15 protein-coding genes are annotated in these 16,007 nt (G+C 64.4%); 5 read left to right on the top strand and 10 right to left on the bottom strand.

From position 1 onward, the window contains the following. Window positions 1-60: 60 nt before the first annotated feature. Window positions 61-1,533, bottom strand: a complete 1,473-nt coding sequence (locus NLM15_RS31405) for a hypothetical protein (RefSeq protein WP_254121640.1) — start codon at window positions 1,531-1,533, stop codon at window positions 61-63. Between the two features lie 337 nt (window positions 1,534-1,870). Continuing rightward, entirely contained in the window at window positions 1,871-2,143 is a 273-nt protein-coding gene (locus NLM15_RS31400; RefSeq protein WP_254121639.1) for a hypothetical protein, read from the bottom strand. A 176-nt stretch (window positions 2,144-2,319) separates the two neighbouring features. Between NLM15_RS31400 and NLM15_RS31395 the strand changes: the two genes are divergently transcribed. After that, window positions 2,320-3,129, top strand: a complete 810-nt coding sequence (locus tag NLM15_RS31395) for a substrate-binding domain-containing protein (protein ID WP_254121638.1) — start codon at window positions 2,320-2,322, stop codon at window positions 3,127-3,129. Here NLM15_RS31395 and NLM15_RS31390 read toward each other — a convergent pair. Continuing rightward, on the bottom strand, window positions 3,103-3,801 hold the full coding sequence (locus tag NLM15_RS31390) for an ABC transporter permease (protein WP_254121637.1): 699 nt from the start codon (window positions 3,799-3,801) through the stop codon (window positions 3,103-3,105). The genes NLM15_RS31395 and NLM15_RS31390 overlap by 27 nt on opposite strands. A gap of 239 nt (window positions 3,802-4,040) precedes the next feature. Continuing rightward, window positions 4,041-5,096, bottom strand: a complete 1,056-nt coding sequence (pstS, locus tag NLM15_RS31385; protein ID WP_254121636.1) for a phosphate ABC transporter substrate-binding protein PstS — start codon at window positions 5,094-5,096, stop codon at window positions 4,041-4,043. A gap of 315 nt (window positions 5,097-5,411) precedes the next feature. Between pstS and NLM15_RS31380 the strand changes: the two genes are divergently transcribed. From NLM15_RS31380 to NLM15_RS31365, 4 genes are all read left to right on the top strand, one after another. After that, a complete protein-coding gene (locus NLM15_RS31380) occupies window positions 5,412-6,323 on the top strand; it encodes a 3-hydroxybutyryl-CoA dehydrogenase (protein ID WP_375166889.1) in 912 nt (303 codons plus the stop codon). Window positions 6,324-6,461: 138 nt separating this feature from the next. Next, window positions 6,462-6,926, top strand: coding sequence for a group III truncated hemoglobin (locus NLM15_RS31375; RefSeq protein ID WP_254121634.1), 465 nt, complete (start codon window positions 6,462-6,464; stop codon window positions 6,924-6,926). A gap of 262 nt (window positions 6,927-7,188) precedes the next feature. Further along, complete coding sequence (locus NLM15_RS31370) at window positions 7,189-7,842, top strand: ubiquinol-cytochrome c reductase iron-sulfur subunit (protein ID WP_254121633.1); 654 nt, start codon at window positions 7,189-7,191, stop codon at window positions 7,840-7,842. A gap of 119 nt (window positions 7,843-7,961) precedes the next feature. Further along, window positions 7,962-9,686 carry a methanol/ethanol family PQQ-dependent dehydrogenase gene (locus NLM15_RS31365; RefSeq protein WP_254121632.1) on the top strand — a complete coding sequence of 575 codons (1,725 nt, stop codon included), beginning with the start codon at window positions 7,962-7,964 and terminating at the stop codon, window positions 9,684-9,686. A gap of 265 nt (window positions 9,687-9,951) precedes the next feature. Here the strand turns inward: NLM15_RS31365 and NLM15_RS31360 are convergent, their stop codons facing one another. The 6 genes from NLM15_RS31360 to NLM15_RS31335 form a co-directional block, all read right to left on the bottom strand. After that, on the bottom strand, window positions 9,952-10,212 hold the full coding sequence (locus NLM15_RS31360; RefSeq protein ID WP_254121631.1) for a hypothetical protein: 261 nt from the start codon (window positions 10,210-10,212) through the stop codon (window positions 9,952-9,954). 58 nt (window positions 10,213-10,270) lie between these two features. Then, on the bottom strand, window positions 10,271-12,583 hold the full coding sequence (locus NLM15_RS31355) for a molybdopterin cofactor-binding domain-containing protein (protein ID WP_254121630.1): 2,313 nt from the start codon (window positions 12,581-12,583) through the stop codon (window positions 10,271-10,273). Between the two features lies 1 nt (window position 12,584). Further along, the gene (locus tag NLM15_RS31350; protein WP_014493612.1) at window positions 12,585-13,037 is read right to left on the bottom strand and encodes a (2Fe-2S)-binding protein; all 453 of its coding nucleotides are present in this window, start codon (window positions 13,035-13,037) and stop codon (window positions 12,585-12,587) included. Between the two features lie 613 nt (window positions 13,038-13,650). Next, window positions 13,651-14,214: an S-(hydroxymethyl)glutathione synthase gene (gene gfa, locus NLM15_RS31345; RefSeq protein ID WP_254121629.1), complete on the bottom strand. Its 564-nt coding sequence runs from the start codon at window positions 14,212-14,214 to the stop codon at window positions 13,651-13,653. Window positions 14,215-14,247: 33 nt separating this feature from the next. Next, window positions 14,248-15,357, bottom strand: a complete 1,110-nt coding sequence (locus NLM15_RS31340; RefSeq protein ID WP_254121628.1) for an S-(hydroxymethyl)glutathione dehydrogenase/class III alcohol dehydrogenase — start codon at window positions 15,355-15,357, stop codon at window positions 14,248-14,250. A gap of 60 nt (window positions 15,358-15,417) precedes the next feature. Then, complete coding sequence (locus NLM15_RS31335; protein ID WP_254124510.1) at window positions 15,418-15,909, bottom strand: c-type cytochrome, methanol metabolism-related; 492 nt, start codon at window positions 15,907-15,909, stop codon at window positions 15,418-15,420. Window positions 15,910-16,007: the final 98 nt, after the last annotated feature.

Raw genomic sequence — 16,007 nt, 5'->3', positions numbered from 1 at the left:
GACCTCCCATATCCAAGCATCAGCCTAGCATATGGCGGGCATGGTCGCAGCGGAAAAGGGTCAGGCGAGGGCGGCCTGGCGTTCCCGCACCGGCTCGCGGGCCCGATCCGGGCTACGCGGCTCGGCGAGCCTGGTGAAGCTGCGCTGGCCTGCCGACTCGGGCGCCTCGACGATGACGCCCTCGCAGACGATCTGCCCGCCCAGCATCCTGAATTCGAGCTTGTCGTAGCGGGGCATGGTCTCGCCGGGCGCGGGCGGCAGCAGTTCGACACGGCCCTGGATGTTCAGCGTGGCATCGCCGGTGCCGTGAAGCCGCGGATTCCACATCCTGATCCCGGTCTCCGTCCAGCGCTGCCGGATCAGCGTGGCACGATCGACGGGTTCCACGACCTTTGCGCGCGTCTTCGGCGCGCTGGGGATCACTGGAGCGGGAGACTCGAGGACCGGTTCCGACACGACACTCGTGATGGCGCTCGGTGTCTCGGCGGAAGAATCCTCCGCGGGGATCGCTGCAACCGGGGCGGGATCGCTGGCCGGGACTGGCTCGATCTCCATTGCGGCGCCGGGGGACGGAGCGCAGTCGATGCTGCCCTCATGGGCTTCGATCGTAGAGACGTCACTGCCGGCAAGCGTGACGCACGAGTCCTCCGCGACGGCGGGCTCGACATCCACGACAACGTCAGGGGAGGAATCGTCGTCGACGACGAGAAGGGCATCAATCGCAGCGCTTTCGACTTCGACAGACGAGACCGGCGCCTCCTCCGTGATGACGCTCGGTGTGTCGGCAGAAGAAGCTTCCGCGGGGATCGCTGCGACCGGGGCGGGATCGCTGGCCGGGACTGGCTCGATCTCCATTGTGACGTCGGGGGACGGAACGCAGTCGATGCTGCCCTCATGGGCTTCAACCGTAGAGACGTCGCTGCCGGCAAGCGTGACACACGAGTCCTCCGCGACGGCCGGTTCGATATCCACGACGACGTCAGGGGAGGGATCGTCGTCGACGACGAGAAGAGGGGCATCAATCGCAGCGCTCTCGACCTCGACAGACGAGACCGGTGCCTCCTCCGTGATGACGAGGTCAACGCTCGTTGCGAGTTCCGCGGGCGGATCGCTGCTGATGAGTTCGGCGGCATCGACCGGCTCGCTCTCGCTCTCGACCTCGACCGGCGAGGCTGCAACTTCTTCCACGACGATCGGCTCGACCTCTGTCGGCCTCTCCCGGGATGAATCGTCGCTGACGCTGACATCAGTTGGCGTCGCCACGGGGTTCTCCGCGACGGCGGAGATGGCAGTCTCGTCCTCGGCGACAGGCGTCACGGTCGTGATGCCGTCATCGCGGTGCGACAGATCGGCGCTGATGCCGCTGTCGAGAGCCGGAGCGGCTTCTGTGATGTCGGCGACGATGGCAGATGAGTCGTCTGCGGCCTGCGGGGCATCGTTGATGCTGCCGCTGTGCGGCGAGGGCCGAAGTCGGGTGAACGCCCATTCCACCGCAGGAATGCGGCGCAGCAACGATATCAGTCTCGAAAGCACTGGGAGTTGTCCAAGAGGTCCTCGGCGTGAGGCAATCGCTGATTCGCCAGCAATATAAAAAACTGCCCCGTCCGTCACATCGCTGTCAATGTAGGTGGGACCAATTGCAGAACATCCGCGCGCCCACCGCCCGCCGGTGGTGGTCGAGAAGCCGCAATCGTCATGAGCTGCGGCAAAGGCTTCTCGACCCTCAACGTTCGGACGTCACGGGCGACCGCAAGCTTTGGATCGCCTCGGAAATCGAGTGGATGAAAGAGCCGGACCCGCGGGGCTACCGCAGGGTCCTTGCTGAAGAGGGGACGACCGTCCCCTCTCGAAACTTCCGGACGATGCCGGCCTACTTCCCGGAGCCCGCGCCGCCGCCGGCCTGGCTGCCCATGTTGTTGCTGTTGCTGCCGCCTGCGCTCGGAGGCTGCGTGCCCTTGCTGCTGCCGGCCTCGTTCTGCATGTTCGACGACTTGCCCGTGGTCATGCCCTTGGTCGCCGGACCTCGCGACGATTGACCGACCTCGCCCTGGCCGGAAGCGCCCGGGGCGGGTTGTGTCTGTGCGAAAGCGCTACCGGTCGCCAGCGCCATGACGCAGGCGGATGCCAGGATGATCTTCTTCATCACGTTCTCCTTCCAGTTCAGCTTCGTGACAACCTGCCTGCGGAGACGGCGTTCCTATGCGGTGTCACGGCCGTAACCGCGTCGCAACAAGGTGTGCTGCGTCGATCGTGGGGGTTCCCCGCGCCGTTCGCCCGAGGTATTTTGGAACACACGGCATTTGAAATGAGGGCCACGCAATGAAGAAGCTTGCCGCCATCGCAGCGATTCTGGTCTGGTCGACGTGCGCCTACGCGCAGGATCGCACCATCACCGTGGCCTCGACGACGTCGACGGAACAGTCGGGCCTGTTCGGTTACCTGCTGCCGCTATTCTCGAAGGCGGAGGGGATCGACGTGAAGGTCGTTGCCGTCGGCACCGGCCAGGCCCTCGACATCGGGCGACGGGGCGATGCCGATGTGGTCTTCGTTCATGACCGGCCGGCCGAGGACAAGTTCATGTCCGAGGGGCAGGGCGTCAAGCGCTTCGACGTGATGTACAACGACTTCGTCATCGTCGGTCCCAAAGGCGATCCGGCGAAGATCGCCGGCGGCAAGGACGTCGCGGACGCGCTGCGCAAGATCGCGGCGGCGAAGGCGCCGTTCATCTCGCGCGGTGACAAGTCCGGCACACATGCGGCGGAGCTGAGATTGTGGAAGGATGCGGGCGTCGATATCGGTGCCGGCAAGGACAGCTGGTATCGCGAGATCGGCCAGGGCATGGGTCCGGCGCTGAACATGGCTTCGTCGTCGAACGCCTATCTCCTGTCCGACCGCGGCACCTGGTTGTCATTCAAGAATCGGGGCGAGCTTGCCGTCCTGACCGAGGGCGACAAGCGCCTGTTCAACCAGTACGGCGTCATGCTGGTGAATCCGGCGACGCATGCGAACGTGAAGGCGAAGGACGGACAGGCCTTCATCGACTGGCTGGTCTCACCGAAGGGGCAGGATGCGATCGCCGGCTACAAGGTCGGCGGCGAGCAGCTATTTTTCCCCAACGCGTCCCACTAGCAGGAAGGCAATGGTCGACACCGCGACGCTGAGTGCGAGCAGGATCAGTCCGAGTCCGAGCGCCAGCGGCAGGTCGCCCTTGCTGGTTTCCAGTGCGATGGCCGTCGTCATCGTGCGCGTGAAGCCGCGGATGTTGCCGCCGACGATGATGATGGCGCCGACCTCGGCGATCGCGCGCCCGAACGCCGCGAGAAACGCCGTCAGCAGCGAGGTTCGGCCGAGCGCGAACAGCAAGCCGATGCTGCGCAACGTCGACAGCCCGTCGATGCGTGCGAGGTCACCGTACTCCGCCCACAGCAGGCTCGCCGGCCGGTGCACCAGCGCGACCACGATCGGCGTCGCGAGCAGCGTCTGCGCGATCACCATCGCCGCCGGCGTGAACAACAGACTGGCCGCGCCGAGCGGACCGGACCGCGACAGCAGAAGATAGAGCACCAACCCGACAACCACCGGCGGAAGACCAAGCAGCGCATTGGTCAGCACGATGACGACCTGCCGCCCGCGGAAACGGGTGATCGCAAGCAGGGCCCCAAAGGGCGCACCGATCAGCAGCGCGACGATGCTGGCGGTCAGGCTGACGCGCACCGACAGGGCGACGATGCCGAGCAGCTCGGCATCGGCCTCGCCGATCAGCGTGAACGCGGCGTCGAGGGACCGTGCGAACTCGTTCATCCGTGCCTGAACGGCGTCGCCAGCCAGAATGCCTTGGGTGCGTCGATTTCGGGACTGCGGAGGCGTTTCACGTAAAATTCCTTGCGAGTATCGTCGTGCAAAGCAGCGGCGCGGTCGCGTTCCGCAGGCACTGTGTGGCTATGCCTGCCGTTGGGACGAGCTTTCCGACGGCAGGCCAGTCACAGAATACTCACGTGGAGCGGTTTGGAAACCGGATTCAGCCGGGTCCGCCTTCGGTCTCAGCGCTTGACGTTGGCCGATGCCGAGACCGTGGAGGTTGCCCCGACACTCTGCTGCCAGTAGCCCTCGATCTGGTCGACCAGGGCGGGTGGCAACGGCACGTAGTTGAGCGTCTCGGCCTGCGGCTTTCCGTTTTCCAGCGACCAGCGGACGAAGTCGATGGCCGCGGCCGACCGTTCCGGGGATTTCGGCGCCTTCGGCATCAGCACGAACGTCGTGGCCGTGATCGGGTAGGCGTCCTCGCCGGGTGCATTGGTGAGCACCAAATGGAAGTCCTTCTCCGCCTTCCAGTCCGCGCTCGAGGCCGCCGCCTGGAACGATGCGGCGTCAGGGACGACGAAATTGCCGGTGCTGTTCTGCACGATGCCGAAGGAAATCCGGTCGAGCCGTTGCAGCGCGTAAGTGTATTCGAGATAGCCGATCGAGCCGGGAACGAGGCTGACGAGGGAGGCGACGCCGTCATTGCCCTTGCCGCCGAGGCCAAGCGGCCACTCGACCGAGGTGCCTTCGCCCACGCTGGTCTTCCACTGCGGGCTGACCTTCGAGAGGTAGTTCGACCAGTTGAACGTCGTCCCCGACCCGTCGATGCGATGAACCACCGTGATCGGCGCGTTCGGCAATTTCACGTCGGGGTTGACCGCGCGAATGGCCGGATCGTTCCAGGATTTCAGCTTGCCGAGATAGATGTCGGCGAGCATCGGCCCGGTGAAGCGAATCTGGCCGGGCTTGATGCCGTCGATGTTGACCACCGGTACGACGCCGCCGATCACGATCGGGAATTGCATCATGCCGAGCCTGTCGAGCTCTTTGGGATCAAGCGGCATGTCGCTTGCGCCGAAGTCGACGGCCTCCTTCTTGATCAGGCCGACGCCGATGCTCGACCCGACCGCTTGATAGCTGACAACGTTTCCGGTCTTGACCTTGTATGCGTCGATCCATTTCGCCATCACGGGCGAAACGAAGGTTGAGCCGGCTCCCTTGATCTCGGCTGCCAGGCCTTGCGTGGCGGCGAGCAGGGCGGTGAAAATGATTGGTAGTGCAATCCATTTTTTCATATGTGCGACGCTAACGGCTGGGGCACGAAGCCCATGTGGTCCATGTCACAATGGCCTCGCGTAGCATTCGGCTGGCCATTGCGCCTCGATTACACCCCGCTGGCGGGCACTGCATCGTCCGATCGAGGGAGATCATGCGTTGCGCCGCTCTTCCGCCGGCGAGGCGCCGGGCAGGCGCAAATTCGGCGAAAACCGGCTGCCAGGCCGCCAGATCATGCCGTTTCGCGCCCGAATGGCGGCTTTATTCCGGCCTCGGATGCTTTAAGGAAGGGGCAGGATCAGGTCGCACCAGCCCGGCGGTGGTGCTAGACCCTGATGCAGGAACAATGGGGCCGGGCCGCCAGGCACGCCCGCAAGGATGAAGGATTTGAGGCAATGATCAACACCGTTGGCATCATCGGGGCAGGGACCATGGGGAACGGCATCGCGCAGATCTGCGCGGCTGCCGGGCTTTCGGTGGTGATGGTCGACATTTCCGATGCGGCGGTGAACCGCGGGCTGTCGACCGTTGGCGGCAGCCTCGAGCGCCTGGTCAAGAAGGAGAAGATGTCGGCCGCCGATCGCGACGCCACGCTCAAGCGCATCACCGGCACGATCGATCGCGCGAAGCTCGCCGATTGCGACCTCGTCATCGAGGCCGCGACCGAGAACGAGGAGCTCAAGGTCAAGATCCTGAAGGACCTCTGTGCCACGCTGTCGCCGCGCACGCTGCTCGCGACCAACACGTCGTCGATCTCGATCACGAAGCTTGCCGCCGCGACGGACCGTCCCGATCGCTTCATCGGCATGCACTTCTTCAACCCGGTGCCGGTGATGGCGCTGCTGGAGCTCATCCGCGGTCTGCAGACCTCCGACGACACTCATGCCAAGGCACTCGATTTCGCCCAGCGCGTCGGCAAGGTGGCGATCACCGCCAAGAACAGCCCGGGCTTTGCCGTCAACCGCATCCTGTGCCCGATGATCAACGAGGCGATCTTCGCGCTCCAGGAAGGCATCGCAACCGCCGAGGAGATTGATGCCGGCATGAAGCTCGGCTGCAACCATCCGATCGGGCCGCTGGCGCTGGCCGATCTGGTCGGCCTCGACACCATGCTTTCCGTGATGGAGGTCTTCTACAAAGGCTTCAACGATCCTAAGTATCGGCCAGCGCCGCTGCTCAAAGAGATGGTCGATGCCGGTCATCTCGGCCGCAAGACCGGGCAGGGCTTCTACACCTATAGCGCCTGATCATGGCGCCGGCGGTGGGCGCTTGGCGTCCGCCGCCCGATCCCCGCAATTTGCGCTGCGACAAAGACGCCGCGCGCAATTGGCCCGACAATGTCGAACGGGCGGCCCGCGGGAACAACGGAACGGATAACAAGGGACATGTCGGATCGACTGAAGGCCGAGCGCGAGGCGGCGGCCGCGCGGCGGAACCTGCTGACCCAGGACGCCATCGAGCGCACCGGGATCACAGAGGAGATGATCGGGGAACTCGTCACCCGCTTCTACGGACGCGTGCGCGAGGATGCGCTGCTGGGGCCGGTCTTTGCGATCGTGCAGAATTGGGACGAGCATCTCGCCAAGCTCAGGGATTTCTGGTCGTCAGTCGTGCTGATGAGCGGCCGCTATCACGGTTCGCCGATGCGGGCCCATATGCCACTCAGTCTGGTGGGCGATCATTTCGACCGCTGGCTCGATCTGTTCGAACAGACCGCGCGCGAGGTCTGCCCGCCACCGGCGGCGGCGCTCTTCATCGACAAGGCACGCCGCATCGCCGACAGTTTCGAGATGGCATCGGCGACCGTCGCCGGCCGCATCGCTGCGCCGCGTCACGTGCTCCGGTCTTGACGACGATCGGGCTGCCTGCAAAACGTGCAGTTGTATCGCTTTCAAGTTGCGCTGCGGGCCAATAGCGCGCTGCACCAATTCCAACATCATCGGTCTGATCTGCAAAATCATCATGCGGATCGCGCGATGTGACGTTGCAATTCCAATATGCGCGGGAATACACGCATTCGCGTTCAATCAACGCGAGCAAAGACATATTGATGCACTGCGGCGCCAATTCTCCGCCTTGTTTTCGGCAGAGTTCCAGCGCCTGCTAACGTGCATGTCGCGCGCATCGTTCAACAGCACTACCTCACCATCCGAGAGCACTGCGGAACCAGAAGTCGACGCGGGCATGGAGCAGACGCGGCGAACGCTGCTGCTTGGTGCGCTCGCCACTACGGCTTGCCTTGGTTGCTCGGCACAGGCGCGTGCGGGTGAGGATCCGCCGGGCTCCGACGAACGTCCGCAGAAGGGTGATCTCCTCGTCTTCTCCGAGGGCGACCAGGAAGGGAAGCTGATCACCGCGGCGGATCTCGCGGCCGGTGGACCGCCGGTTCATGCCTGGCCGAAAGACCCCAAGACATCAGTGGTGCGCAGCGCCTCCCGGCTCAACGAGATCCTGATCATCCGGCTCGATCCCGCCGAGCTCGACGAGAAAACGCGCGAGCGCGCCGTCGACGGCATCCTCGCCTATTCGGCGATCTGCACGCATGCCGGCTGTCCCGTCACCGCCTGGGTCAAGAGCGATGTCGGCGAGAAGGACGTGTTCAAGTGCATGTGCCACAATTCCGAATACGATCCCCGCGCGGGCGCGCAGGTCGTATTCGGGCCGGCGCCGCGGCGGCTCGCCGCGCTGCCGCTCGCACTCGCTGACGGTTCGCTCAGCGTCGGCGGCAACTTCATTGGAAAGGTAGGTGGCGTGCAGCCAGGATGATGGACGGTGCGGGTTATGCCTGCGTCACGAGAGGCCGCATCCGCCGAGGGGCGGACGACGGGACAAGCGACAAGAATTCAAATCAAGAATTCAAACGGATGAAAAAGGGGAATACGTCCATGACCAGGAAGCAATGGTTACTGTCCGGCTTCGTCGCCTTTACGTGTCTTGCCTCGACCGCCGCCAGCGCCGGCCCGATCGAGAATTATTCTCCGGTCACCGCGCAACGGTTGGAAAATCCGGAACCGAGCAACTGGATGCTCTATCGGCGCACCTATGACGGGCAGGGCTATAGCCCGCTCGACCAGATCAACACCTCGAACGTGAAGAACCTCACGCCGGTCTGGACCTTTGCCACCGGCGTGGTCGAAGGCCACGAGGCGCCGCCGATCGTCAACAACGGCGTGATGTTCGTAGCGACCCCGATGGGACAGGTGATCGCGCTGAACGCGAAGACTGGCGACGAATACTGGCGCTACAAGCGGCAGCTCCCCGACGATCTGTTCCAGTTGCATCCGACCAGCCGCGGTGTCGGCCTCTGGGAGGACAAGCTCTATCTTGCCACCACTGACGACCATGTCGTGGCACTCGACGCCAAGACCGGCAAGGTGGTGTGGGACACCAAGGTGCAGGATTACAAGAAGGGCCAGTACATGACCCTGATGCCGCTGGTCGTCGACGGCAAGGTCATCGTCGGCGGCTCCGGCGGCGAGTTCGGCGTGCGCGGCTATGTCGCTGCGTTCGATGCCAAGGACGGCAAGGAGCTGTGGCGGACCTACACCATTCCAGGCGAGGGCGAGCCCGGTCACGATACCTGGCAGGGCGATGACTGGAAGAACGGCGGCGGCTCGGCCTGGATGACCGGCAATTACGACAAGGACACCAAGACGATCTATTGGGGCGTCGGCAACGCCGCGCCGTGGCCCGGTGAGATGCACCCCGGCGACAATCTCTACACCTCGTCGGTGCTCGCGCTCGATCCCAGCAACGGCAAGATCAAGACCTATCACCAGTATCACCAGAACGATTCCTGGGACTGGGACGAGGTCGAAGCGCCGATCCTGGTCGATCTGCAACGCGACGGCCGCAACATCAAGAGCCTGATCCATCCGGGCCGCGACGCGATCTTCTGGGTGCTCGAGCGCACACCGAGCAAGATCAATTACGTCGCCGGCTGGCCGTTCGTCTCGACCGACGTCTGGAAGGGCATCGACGAGACCGGCAAGCCGATCGTCGATCCTGCTCATAAGCCGGTCGTCGGCAAGCGCGTCGAGTTCTGCCCGTCGCTGTGGGGCGGCAAGGACTGGCCGTCTGCGGCCTACAGCGAGCGGACCAAGCTCGTCTACGTGCCCGCCAACGAGAATTTCTGCGGCGGCTTCACCGGCGAGAAGCTTCCGCTCAAGCCGGGCGAGCTCTGGCTTGGCACCAAGCCGGAAGACATCGGCCTGAAGACCAAGCCCGGCGCGGATCATTTCGGCGAGCTCCAGGCCTGGGATCCGGTCACCGGCAAGAAGGTGTGGCAGCACAACTTCCCGAAGTCGCAGTTGTTCGGCTCGGTGACGGCGACCGCAGGCGACCTCGTCTTTGTCGGCGGCACCAACGACCGCAACTTCCGCGCCTTCAACGCCAAGACCGGCGAACTGTTGTGGGAGCAGAAGACCAACTCCGGCATCATGGGCATGCCGTCGTCCTATGAGATCGATGGCACGCAATACATCTCGATCCAGTCCGGATGGGGCGTCGACGCGCAGCGCATCCAGGATGCGCTCGTGACCAACAATATCGGCATTGAGTCCAATGTGCCGCAGGGCGGCGTCATCTGGGTGTTCGCGCTGAAGAAATAAGCTCCGCGGGCGGATCGAAGGAAGCGGAGCGGTGAGGGGGCAAATGCGGCGGACGGCAACGTCCGCCGCATTTTGCGTGCGCTGCCCTTTTCCCCTTGTGGGAGAAGGTGGCGCGAAGCGCCGGATGAGAGGTCTCTATCCGCGGAGACAGACCCCTCACCCAAGTGAGGTCGTAGCAGCCAACGTCGCTGCCCTCTCCCACAAGGGGAGAGGGCACATCGATGCGCTTCGGCGGACGGTGTGGAGACGTTGGTGTGCCGAATTACTACTTCCCTTGCCGGTCCACCTTGTCCTTCTCCTTCTGGTTCATCTCCTGAACCTTCGGATCGGTGTTGCTCTGCCCGGTGGTCTGGGTGGTCGAGGCGGGCGGAGCGGCGGCGTTGGGGAGCGAGTTCTGGTCCGGCGCGGCGGGGCGCGTCGCGGTGGTCGGGGGCGTCGTGTTGCTTTGCGCGTGGACGCTCACGGCGGTCAAAGAAAAGGCGCCCGACAGCAACGAGACTGCGAGCGCCTTTGAGATGTTGATCATCGATCTGCTCCTGTCAGATCGATGGAAACGGCGCGAGGCCGTCTTATGTTCCCGCTTCCTACGCCTCCAATTGCTTGCCGAGCGGAAGGTTGCGGATGCGCTTTCCGGTCGCCGCGAAGATCGCGTTCATCAGCGCGGGCGCGAACGGCGGAACACCGGGCTCGCCGACGCCGCTCGGCGGCGTGTCGGGTCCAGGCGGGACGATGTAGACGTTGGTGACAAGAGGAGATTCATCCATCCTGAGAACCTGGAAGTCGTCGAAGTTCTTCTGCTCCACCTTGCCGTCCTTGAAGGTGACCGCGCCGTATTTGGCGACGCTCAGCCCCATGATCGCCGCGCCCTCGATCTGCGAGGCGATGCGTTCGGGGTTGACATAGGTGCCGCAGTCGATCGCGGTGTCGACCCGCGGCACCGTCAGCTTGCCCTTCTCGTCGACAGCCACCTCGACGATGGTCGCGATGTAGCTGACGAAGCTGCGGTGCACGGCGATGCCGAGACCGTGGCCCTTCGGCACCTGGCGGCCCCATTCGCCCTTCTCGGCGACCAGCTCGACCACCTTGCGCAGGCGCGCGGTGTCGATCGGGTAGCTGTCGAAGGGCTCGCCGTAGTTCCACATGTCCTTCACCGCGGGCTTGACGATCCGCGGGCTGCCGATCAGGGCGAGCAGCGTCTCCTTCTGGTCGCGCCCGGTCGCATGCGCGATCTCGCCGACCATCGACTGCACCGCGAAGGCCCGCGGGATGTTGGAGACCGAACGGAACCAGCCGATGCGGGTGAACGCCGCGGCTTCCGGGTTTTCGCAGGAGATGTTGGCGATCTCGAACGGCATGTCGACGAGGCCCATGCCGAGCTCGAAGGGGGCCTGGTTCTTTGCCCCCGCGGCGAAGGTCGAGGCGATGGTCGGCGCCACGCTGCGGTGGCGCCAGGCGATCACCTTGCCACTCCTGTCGAGGCCTGCCTCGATCCGCTCGACCGAGACGGTGTGCAGGAAGTCGTGACGGACGTCGTCCTCGCGCGTCCATTGCACCTTCACCGGCGCGCCGAGCTCCTTCGACAGCAGCGCCGCCTCGAGCGCGAAGTCGCATTTCGACTTGCGGCCGAAGCCGCCGCCGAGCAGCGTGACGTTGACGGTGACGTTGCCCTCGGGAATTCCGAGCGTCTTGGCGACGTCCTCGCGGGTGCCGCCGGGACTCTGCACCGGTGCCCAGATCTCCGCCTTGTCACCCTTGACGTCGGCGACCGCCACCGGCGGCTCCATGCTGACATGGGCAAGGTGCGGCAGATAGTATTCGCCGACCACGACCTTGTCGGCGCCCTTCAGGGCAGCGTCTGCGTCGCCCTCCTGGCGGACGACGAGGCCCGGCTTGCGCGAGGCTTCCTCGAGCTCCTTGCGATAGGCGACGGAGTCGTATTTGCCGTTGGCGCCGTCGTCCCAGGTCAGCTTCAGCGCGTCGCGGCCCTTGATCGCCGCGCCGGTATTGCGCGCGATCACAGCGACGCCGCCGAGCGGCTGGAATTTCGACGGCCACGGCCAGCCGCGCACCTGCATCACCTTCTCGACGCCGGGTACCTTCAGCGCCGATTCAGGATCGAACGAGACCAGCTTGCCGCCCGTCACCGGCGGGCGCGCGATCACGGCATACTTCATTCCGGGCAAACGCACGTCGGCGCCGTAACGCGCCTTGCCGGTGGTGATGTCGTGGAGGTCGACGATGCCGATCTTGCCCTTGCCGAGATAACGGAAGTCCTTGGGGTCCTTCAGCTTGAGGCCTTCGATGCTCGGCACCGATTCCTTGGCGGCATCGGCAGCGAGCTCGCCGAAGCCGAGCTTGCGGCTGGTCGCGCTGTGGACGACCTCGTGGTTGACGGCCTTGACCTCGGTCGCGGGCACGCCCCAGCGCTTCGCCGCGGCCTGCTCCAGCATGGTGCGGGCGGAGGCGCCAATCTGGCGCATCGGGATCAGATAATGCCGCGTGCTGCGGGAGCCGTCGGTGTCCTGGTTGCCGAACTTCACCTCGTCGCCGTGTGCCTGCTCCACCTTGACCCTCGACCAGTCGGCCTCCATCTCCTCGGCCACGATCAGGGGCAGGCTGGTGCGCACGCCGGTGCCCATTTCGGCGCGATGGGCAAGGATGGTGACGGTGCCGTCGGGCGCAACCGCGACGAACACGCGCGGATCGACCACGACGCCGTGCGGCATCTTGCCGGCGCCAGTCTCATAGGCGAAGGCCTGGCGCGACATCACGGGGGCGGCGAGCACAAAGCCGCCGGTGACGCCGAGCCCCTTCAGGATGCTGCGGCGCGAGACCTTCTCGACCCGAATGGTCTTCTCGAAGCTGTGAAGCTTCCCGGGGTTGTCGATGAAATTCATGTCACACTCCCGTCGATGCGAGATGGACTGCGTTCTCGATGCGCTGGTAGCAGCCGCAGCGGCAGATGTTGCCGGCCATCGCCTCGCGGATCTGATCATGAGACGGCTTCGGGTTCTCCATCAGCAACGCGGCGGCCTGCATGATCTGGCCGGCCTGGCAGAAACCGCATTGGGGGACGTTGACCTGGCGCCAGGCCTTCTGCACCGGGTGATCGCCATTCGGATGCAGCCCCTCGATCGTCGTGACCTCGCGGCCGGCCACGTCGTTGATCGACGTGATGCAGGAGCGCACGGCCTCCTTGTCGACGATGACGGTGCAGGCGCCGCACAGGGCCTGGCCGCAGCCGAACTTGGTGCCGGTCAGCCCGGCCTCGTCACGCAGGAACCAGAGTAGCGGGAGATCCGGGTCGCCGTCCCAGCTCTGTTCCTGGCCGTTGATCTTTACCTTGATCATGATCGTCCCTCGCTCTTCATAAGCTTGTGATTTTGAACGCGCCGCCATCGGCCGGCGCAGTGGTCCATGCGTCGTCACGTCCGCATCCCGCCGTTCGCCCCGCGCAGGCAAATCCCGGCGGGCGGCTGGAATGCGCATCGCAATGTACGGATGTGCTCGATACCTCCCCGTCTTGTTCTTGATTGATTGAACTTCGCGGCATCGTCACGACGCGATCGTAACAGAGATCGCCTCGGCCCGGCGTTCACAGCCGGGTGTTCTTGACGGGAAAAGATTGCAACCAAGGTTTGTCAAAAGCAGGGCGCGGCATCATGCCCCCGTGCTCGCGGAAGGTGCACGACGAAAAAAGCTTCGTCCGGCAGAGACTGCACGGACGAAGCAGGATGCCTCAGTCGAGGGAGGGAGAAGCGCAGAGGCGCGGACTTCGAGGGGGAAGTGGGCGGCACTGCGCAGTCATTCAGAGACCAGGACTGAGGAGTTCATGGCCCTCGCATCTGCGTCGTGCGAAGCGGCGGCATCGCCGCAATCAGTCGGGGCCGGTCCCCGTCCGGCTCGCTGGCGCTGGTTGGGGCCAGCGGGCGGACGGGGCAAGGCGAAGGTCTGGCTGCCTTGTTCAGGCGGCCTTGGCTTTCGCCACGTGGGTCGCGATCGCGTCCATCAGCGCCGGCGACAGGCAGTCATAGGGCTCGAGCCCGATTTCCTTCAGCCGCGAACGGATGCCCGCCATCTGCTCCGGCTTCACGCCGGATTCGATCACGGAGGAGACGAAGGCGGCGAATTGCGGCGCCTGCGAGCCCTGCTCCTGGAACAGCTCGGGATGGATGAAGTCGAGGCCGTAGAAGGGATGGCCCTTGTTCTCGATGCGGCCATACATATGCGTGCCGCAGGCCTTGCAGGCGTAGCGCTGGATCACCGCCGAGGGATCGACGATCTGGAGCTTGTCGCCGTTCTCGAGCACGGTGACGTTCTGCCGTGGCACCACGGCGACAACCGAGAAGTTCGCGCCCTGCGGCTTCCAGCACTTGGTGCAGCCGCAGGCGTGATTGTGGGCGACGTCGCCCTTGATGCCGACCTTGACCTGATGGTCCTTGCATTTGCAGGCCAGCGTGCCGCCGGCAAAGCTGCCGCTGCCTTGCTTGACGCCGTTGTCGATCGAGGGATGGAGTGCAACAGTCATGGTTCGATCCTCCTTGGGTGTGACGCTTTCGAGCTAGAACACGACGACTGAACGGATGGATTTGCCCTCGTGCATGAGGTCAAAACCCTTGTTGATCTCCTCGAGCTTGAGCACGTGGGTGATCATCGGATCGATCTGGATCTTTCCGTTCATGTACCAGTCGACGATCTTGGGCACGTCGGTGCGGCCGCGCGCGCCGCCGAAGGCCGTGCCGCGCCAGTTGCGCCCGGTGACGAGCTGGAACGGGCGGGTGGCGATCTCCTTGCCGGATTCGGCAACGCCGATGATGATCGAGGTGCCCCAGCCGCGATGGCAGGCTTCCAGCGCCTGGCGCATCACGGTGGTGTTGCCAGTGCAATCGAAGGTGTAGTCGGCACCACCGTCGGTCAGGTTGACCAGATGCGCGACGATGTCGCCGGTGACCTTCTTCGGGTTGACGAACTCGGTCATGCCGAACCGGCGGCCCCAATCCTCCTTGGCATCGTTGATGTCGACGCCGATGATCTTGTCGGCGCCGGCCATCTTGGCGCCCTGGATCACGTTGAGGCCGATGCCGCCGAGGCCGAACACGACCACGTTGGATCCCGGCGTGACCTTGGCGGTGTTGACGACGGCGCCAACGCCGGTGGTGACGCCGCAGCCGATGTAGCAGCTCTTGTCGAACGGCGCGTCCTCGCGGATCTTGGCGACCGCGATCTCGGGCAGCACGGTGAAGTTCGAGAAGGTCGAGCAGCCCATGTAGTGGTAGACCGGCTTGCCCTTGTAGGAGAAGCGGCTGGTGCCGTCGGGCATCACGCCCTTGCCCTGCGTCGCGCGGATCGCGGTGCAGAGATTGGTCTTCTGGCTCAGGCAGCTTTTGCACTGCCGGCACTCCGGCGTGTAGAGCGGGATGACGTGGTCGCCCGGCTTCACCGAGCTCACGCCGGGGCCGATTTCGCGGATGATCCCGGCGCCCTCATGGCCCAGGATTGACGGGAAAATTCCCTCACTGTCGAAGCCGTCGAGCGTGTAGGCATCAGTATGGCAGATGCCCGTCGCCTTGATCTCGACCAGGACTTCGCCTGCCTTCGGTCCTTCCAGATCGACTTCGACGATCTCGAGTGGTTTCTTCGCTTCGAAAGCGACGGCGGCACGTGTCTTCATCGTAAACTCCTCAAATTCTCGCAGGACGCCAAGAGGTAGTACCGGCAGCCCTCGTAACGTTCATTTCTTGCCCATGCAGGCGTCTTCCGCCTTGGTGTAGACCTCGTTCTTCTCCTCCTTCTTGGAGGGGCGTTGCCGGCCCCACGCTTCGTCGGAGCGCGCGCGCAGATAGACGTAGAGATCGTCCATGTAGCAGGCGACGTTGGGGTTGTCGCCGAAGGCTGGCATGACGTTCTCCTGCGCGGTCGAGATGTTCTTGCGACCGGAGGCGACGACGCCGAGGAAGTCGCCATAGCTCATGGTCTTGACCGAATCCTTCAACGCCGGTGCGTAGGTCGATCCCATGCCGTCGGGGCCATGGCAGACGTGGCAGTCGGAGTGATAGCGGCGATATCCGGAATAGGTGAACCAGTCCACGGTGCCGTCGGCCGAAATCTTGTAGGTCGGGTTTCCTTCCTTATCGAGCCATTTTCCGTCGTCTTCCTTCTTGACGGCGGTCGGGTCGCCCGGACCGTCCGCAACGGCAATTCCGCCGGACGCAACGAAGATCATCGCAGCAATGGCAAAGCAGATTTTACGCAAGAGAATATCCTCGAAGGCGTTCGGTGGAGACGAGCCGGCGCGTGGAGTTGATCCACGCGCCGGAGCGA

Origin of the sequence: Bradyrhizobium sp. CCGB20, assembly GCF_024199855.1 — a bacterium.
Classification (GTDB): domain Bacteria; phylum Pseudomonadota; class Alphaproteobacteria; order Rhizobiales; family Xanthobacteraceae; genus Bradyrhizobium.
Note: the sequence above shows the minus strand (reverse complement) of the source record. Positions and strands in the feature narration are given on the sequence as shown.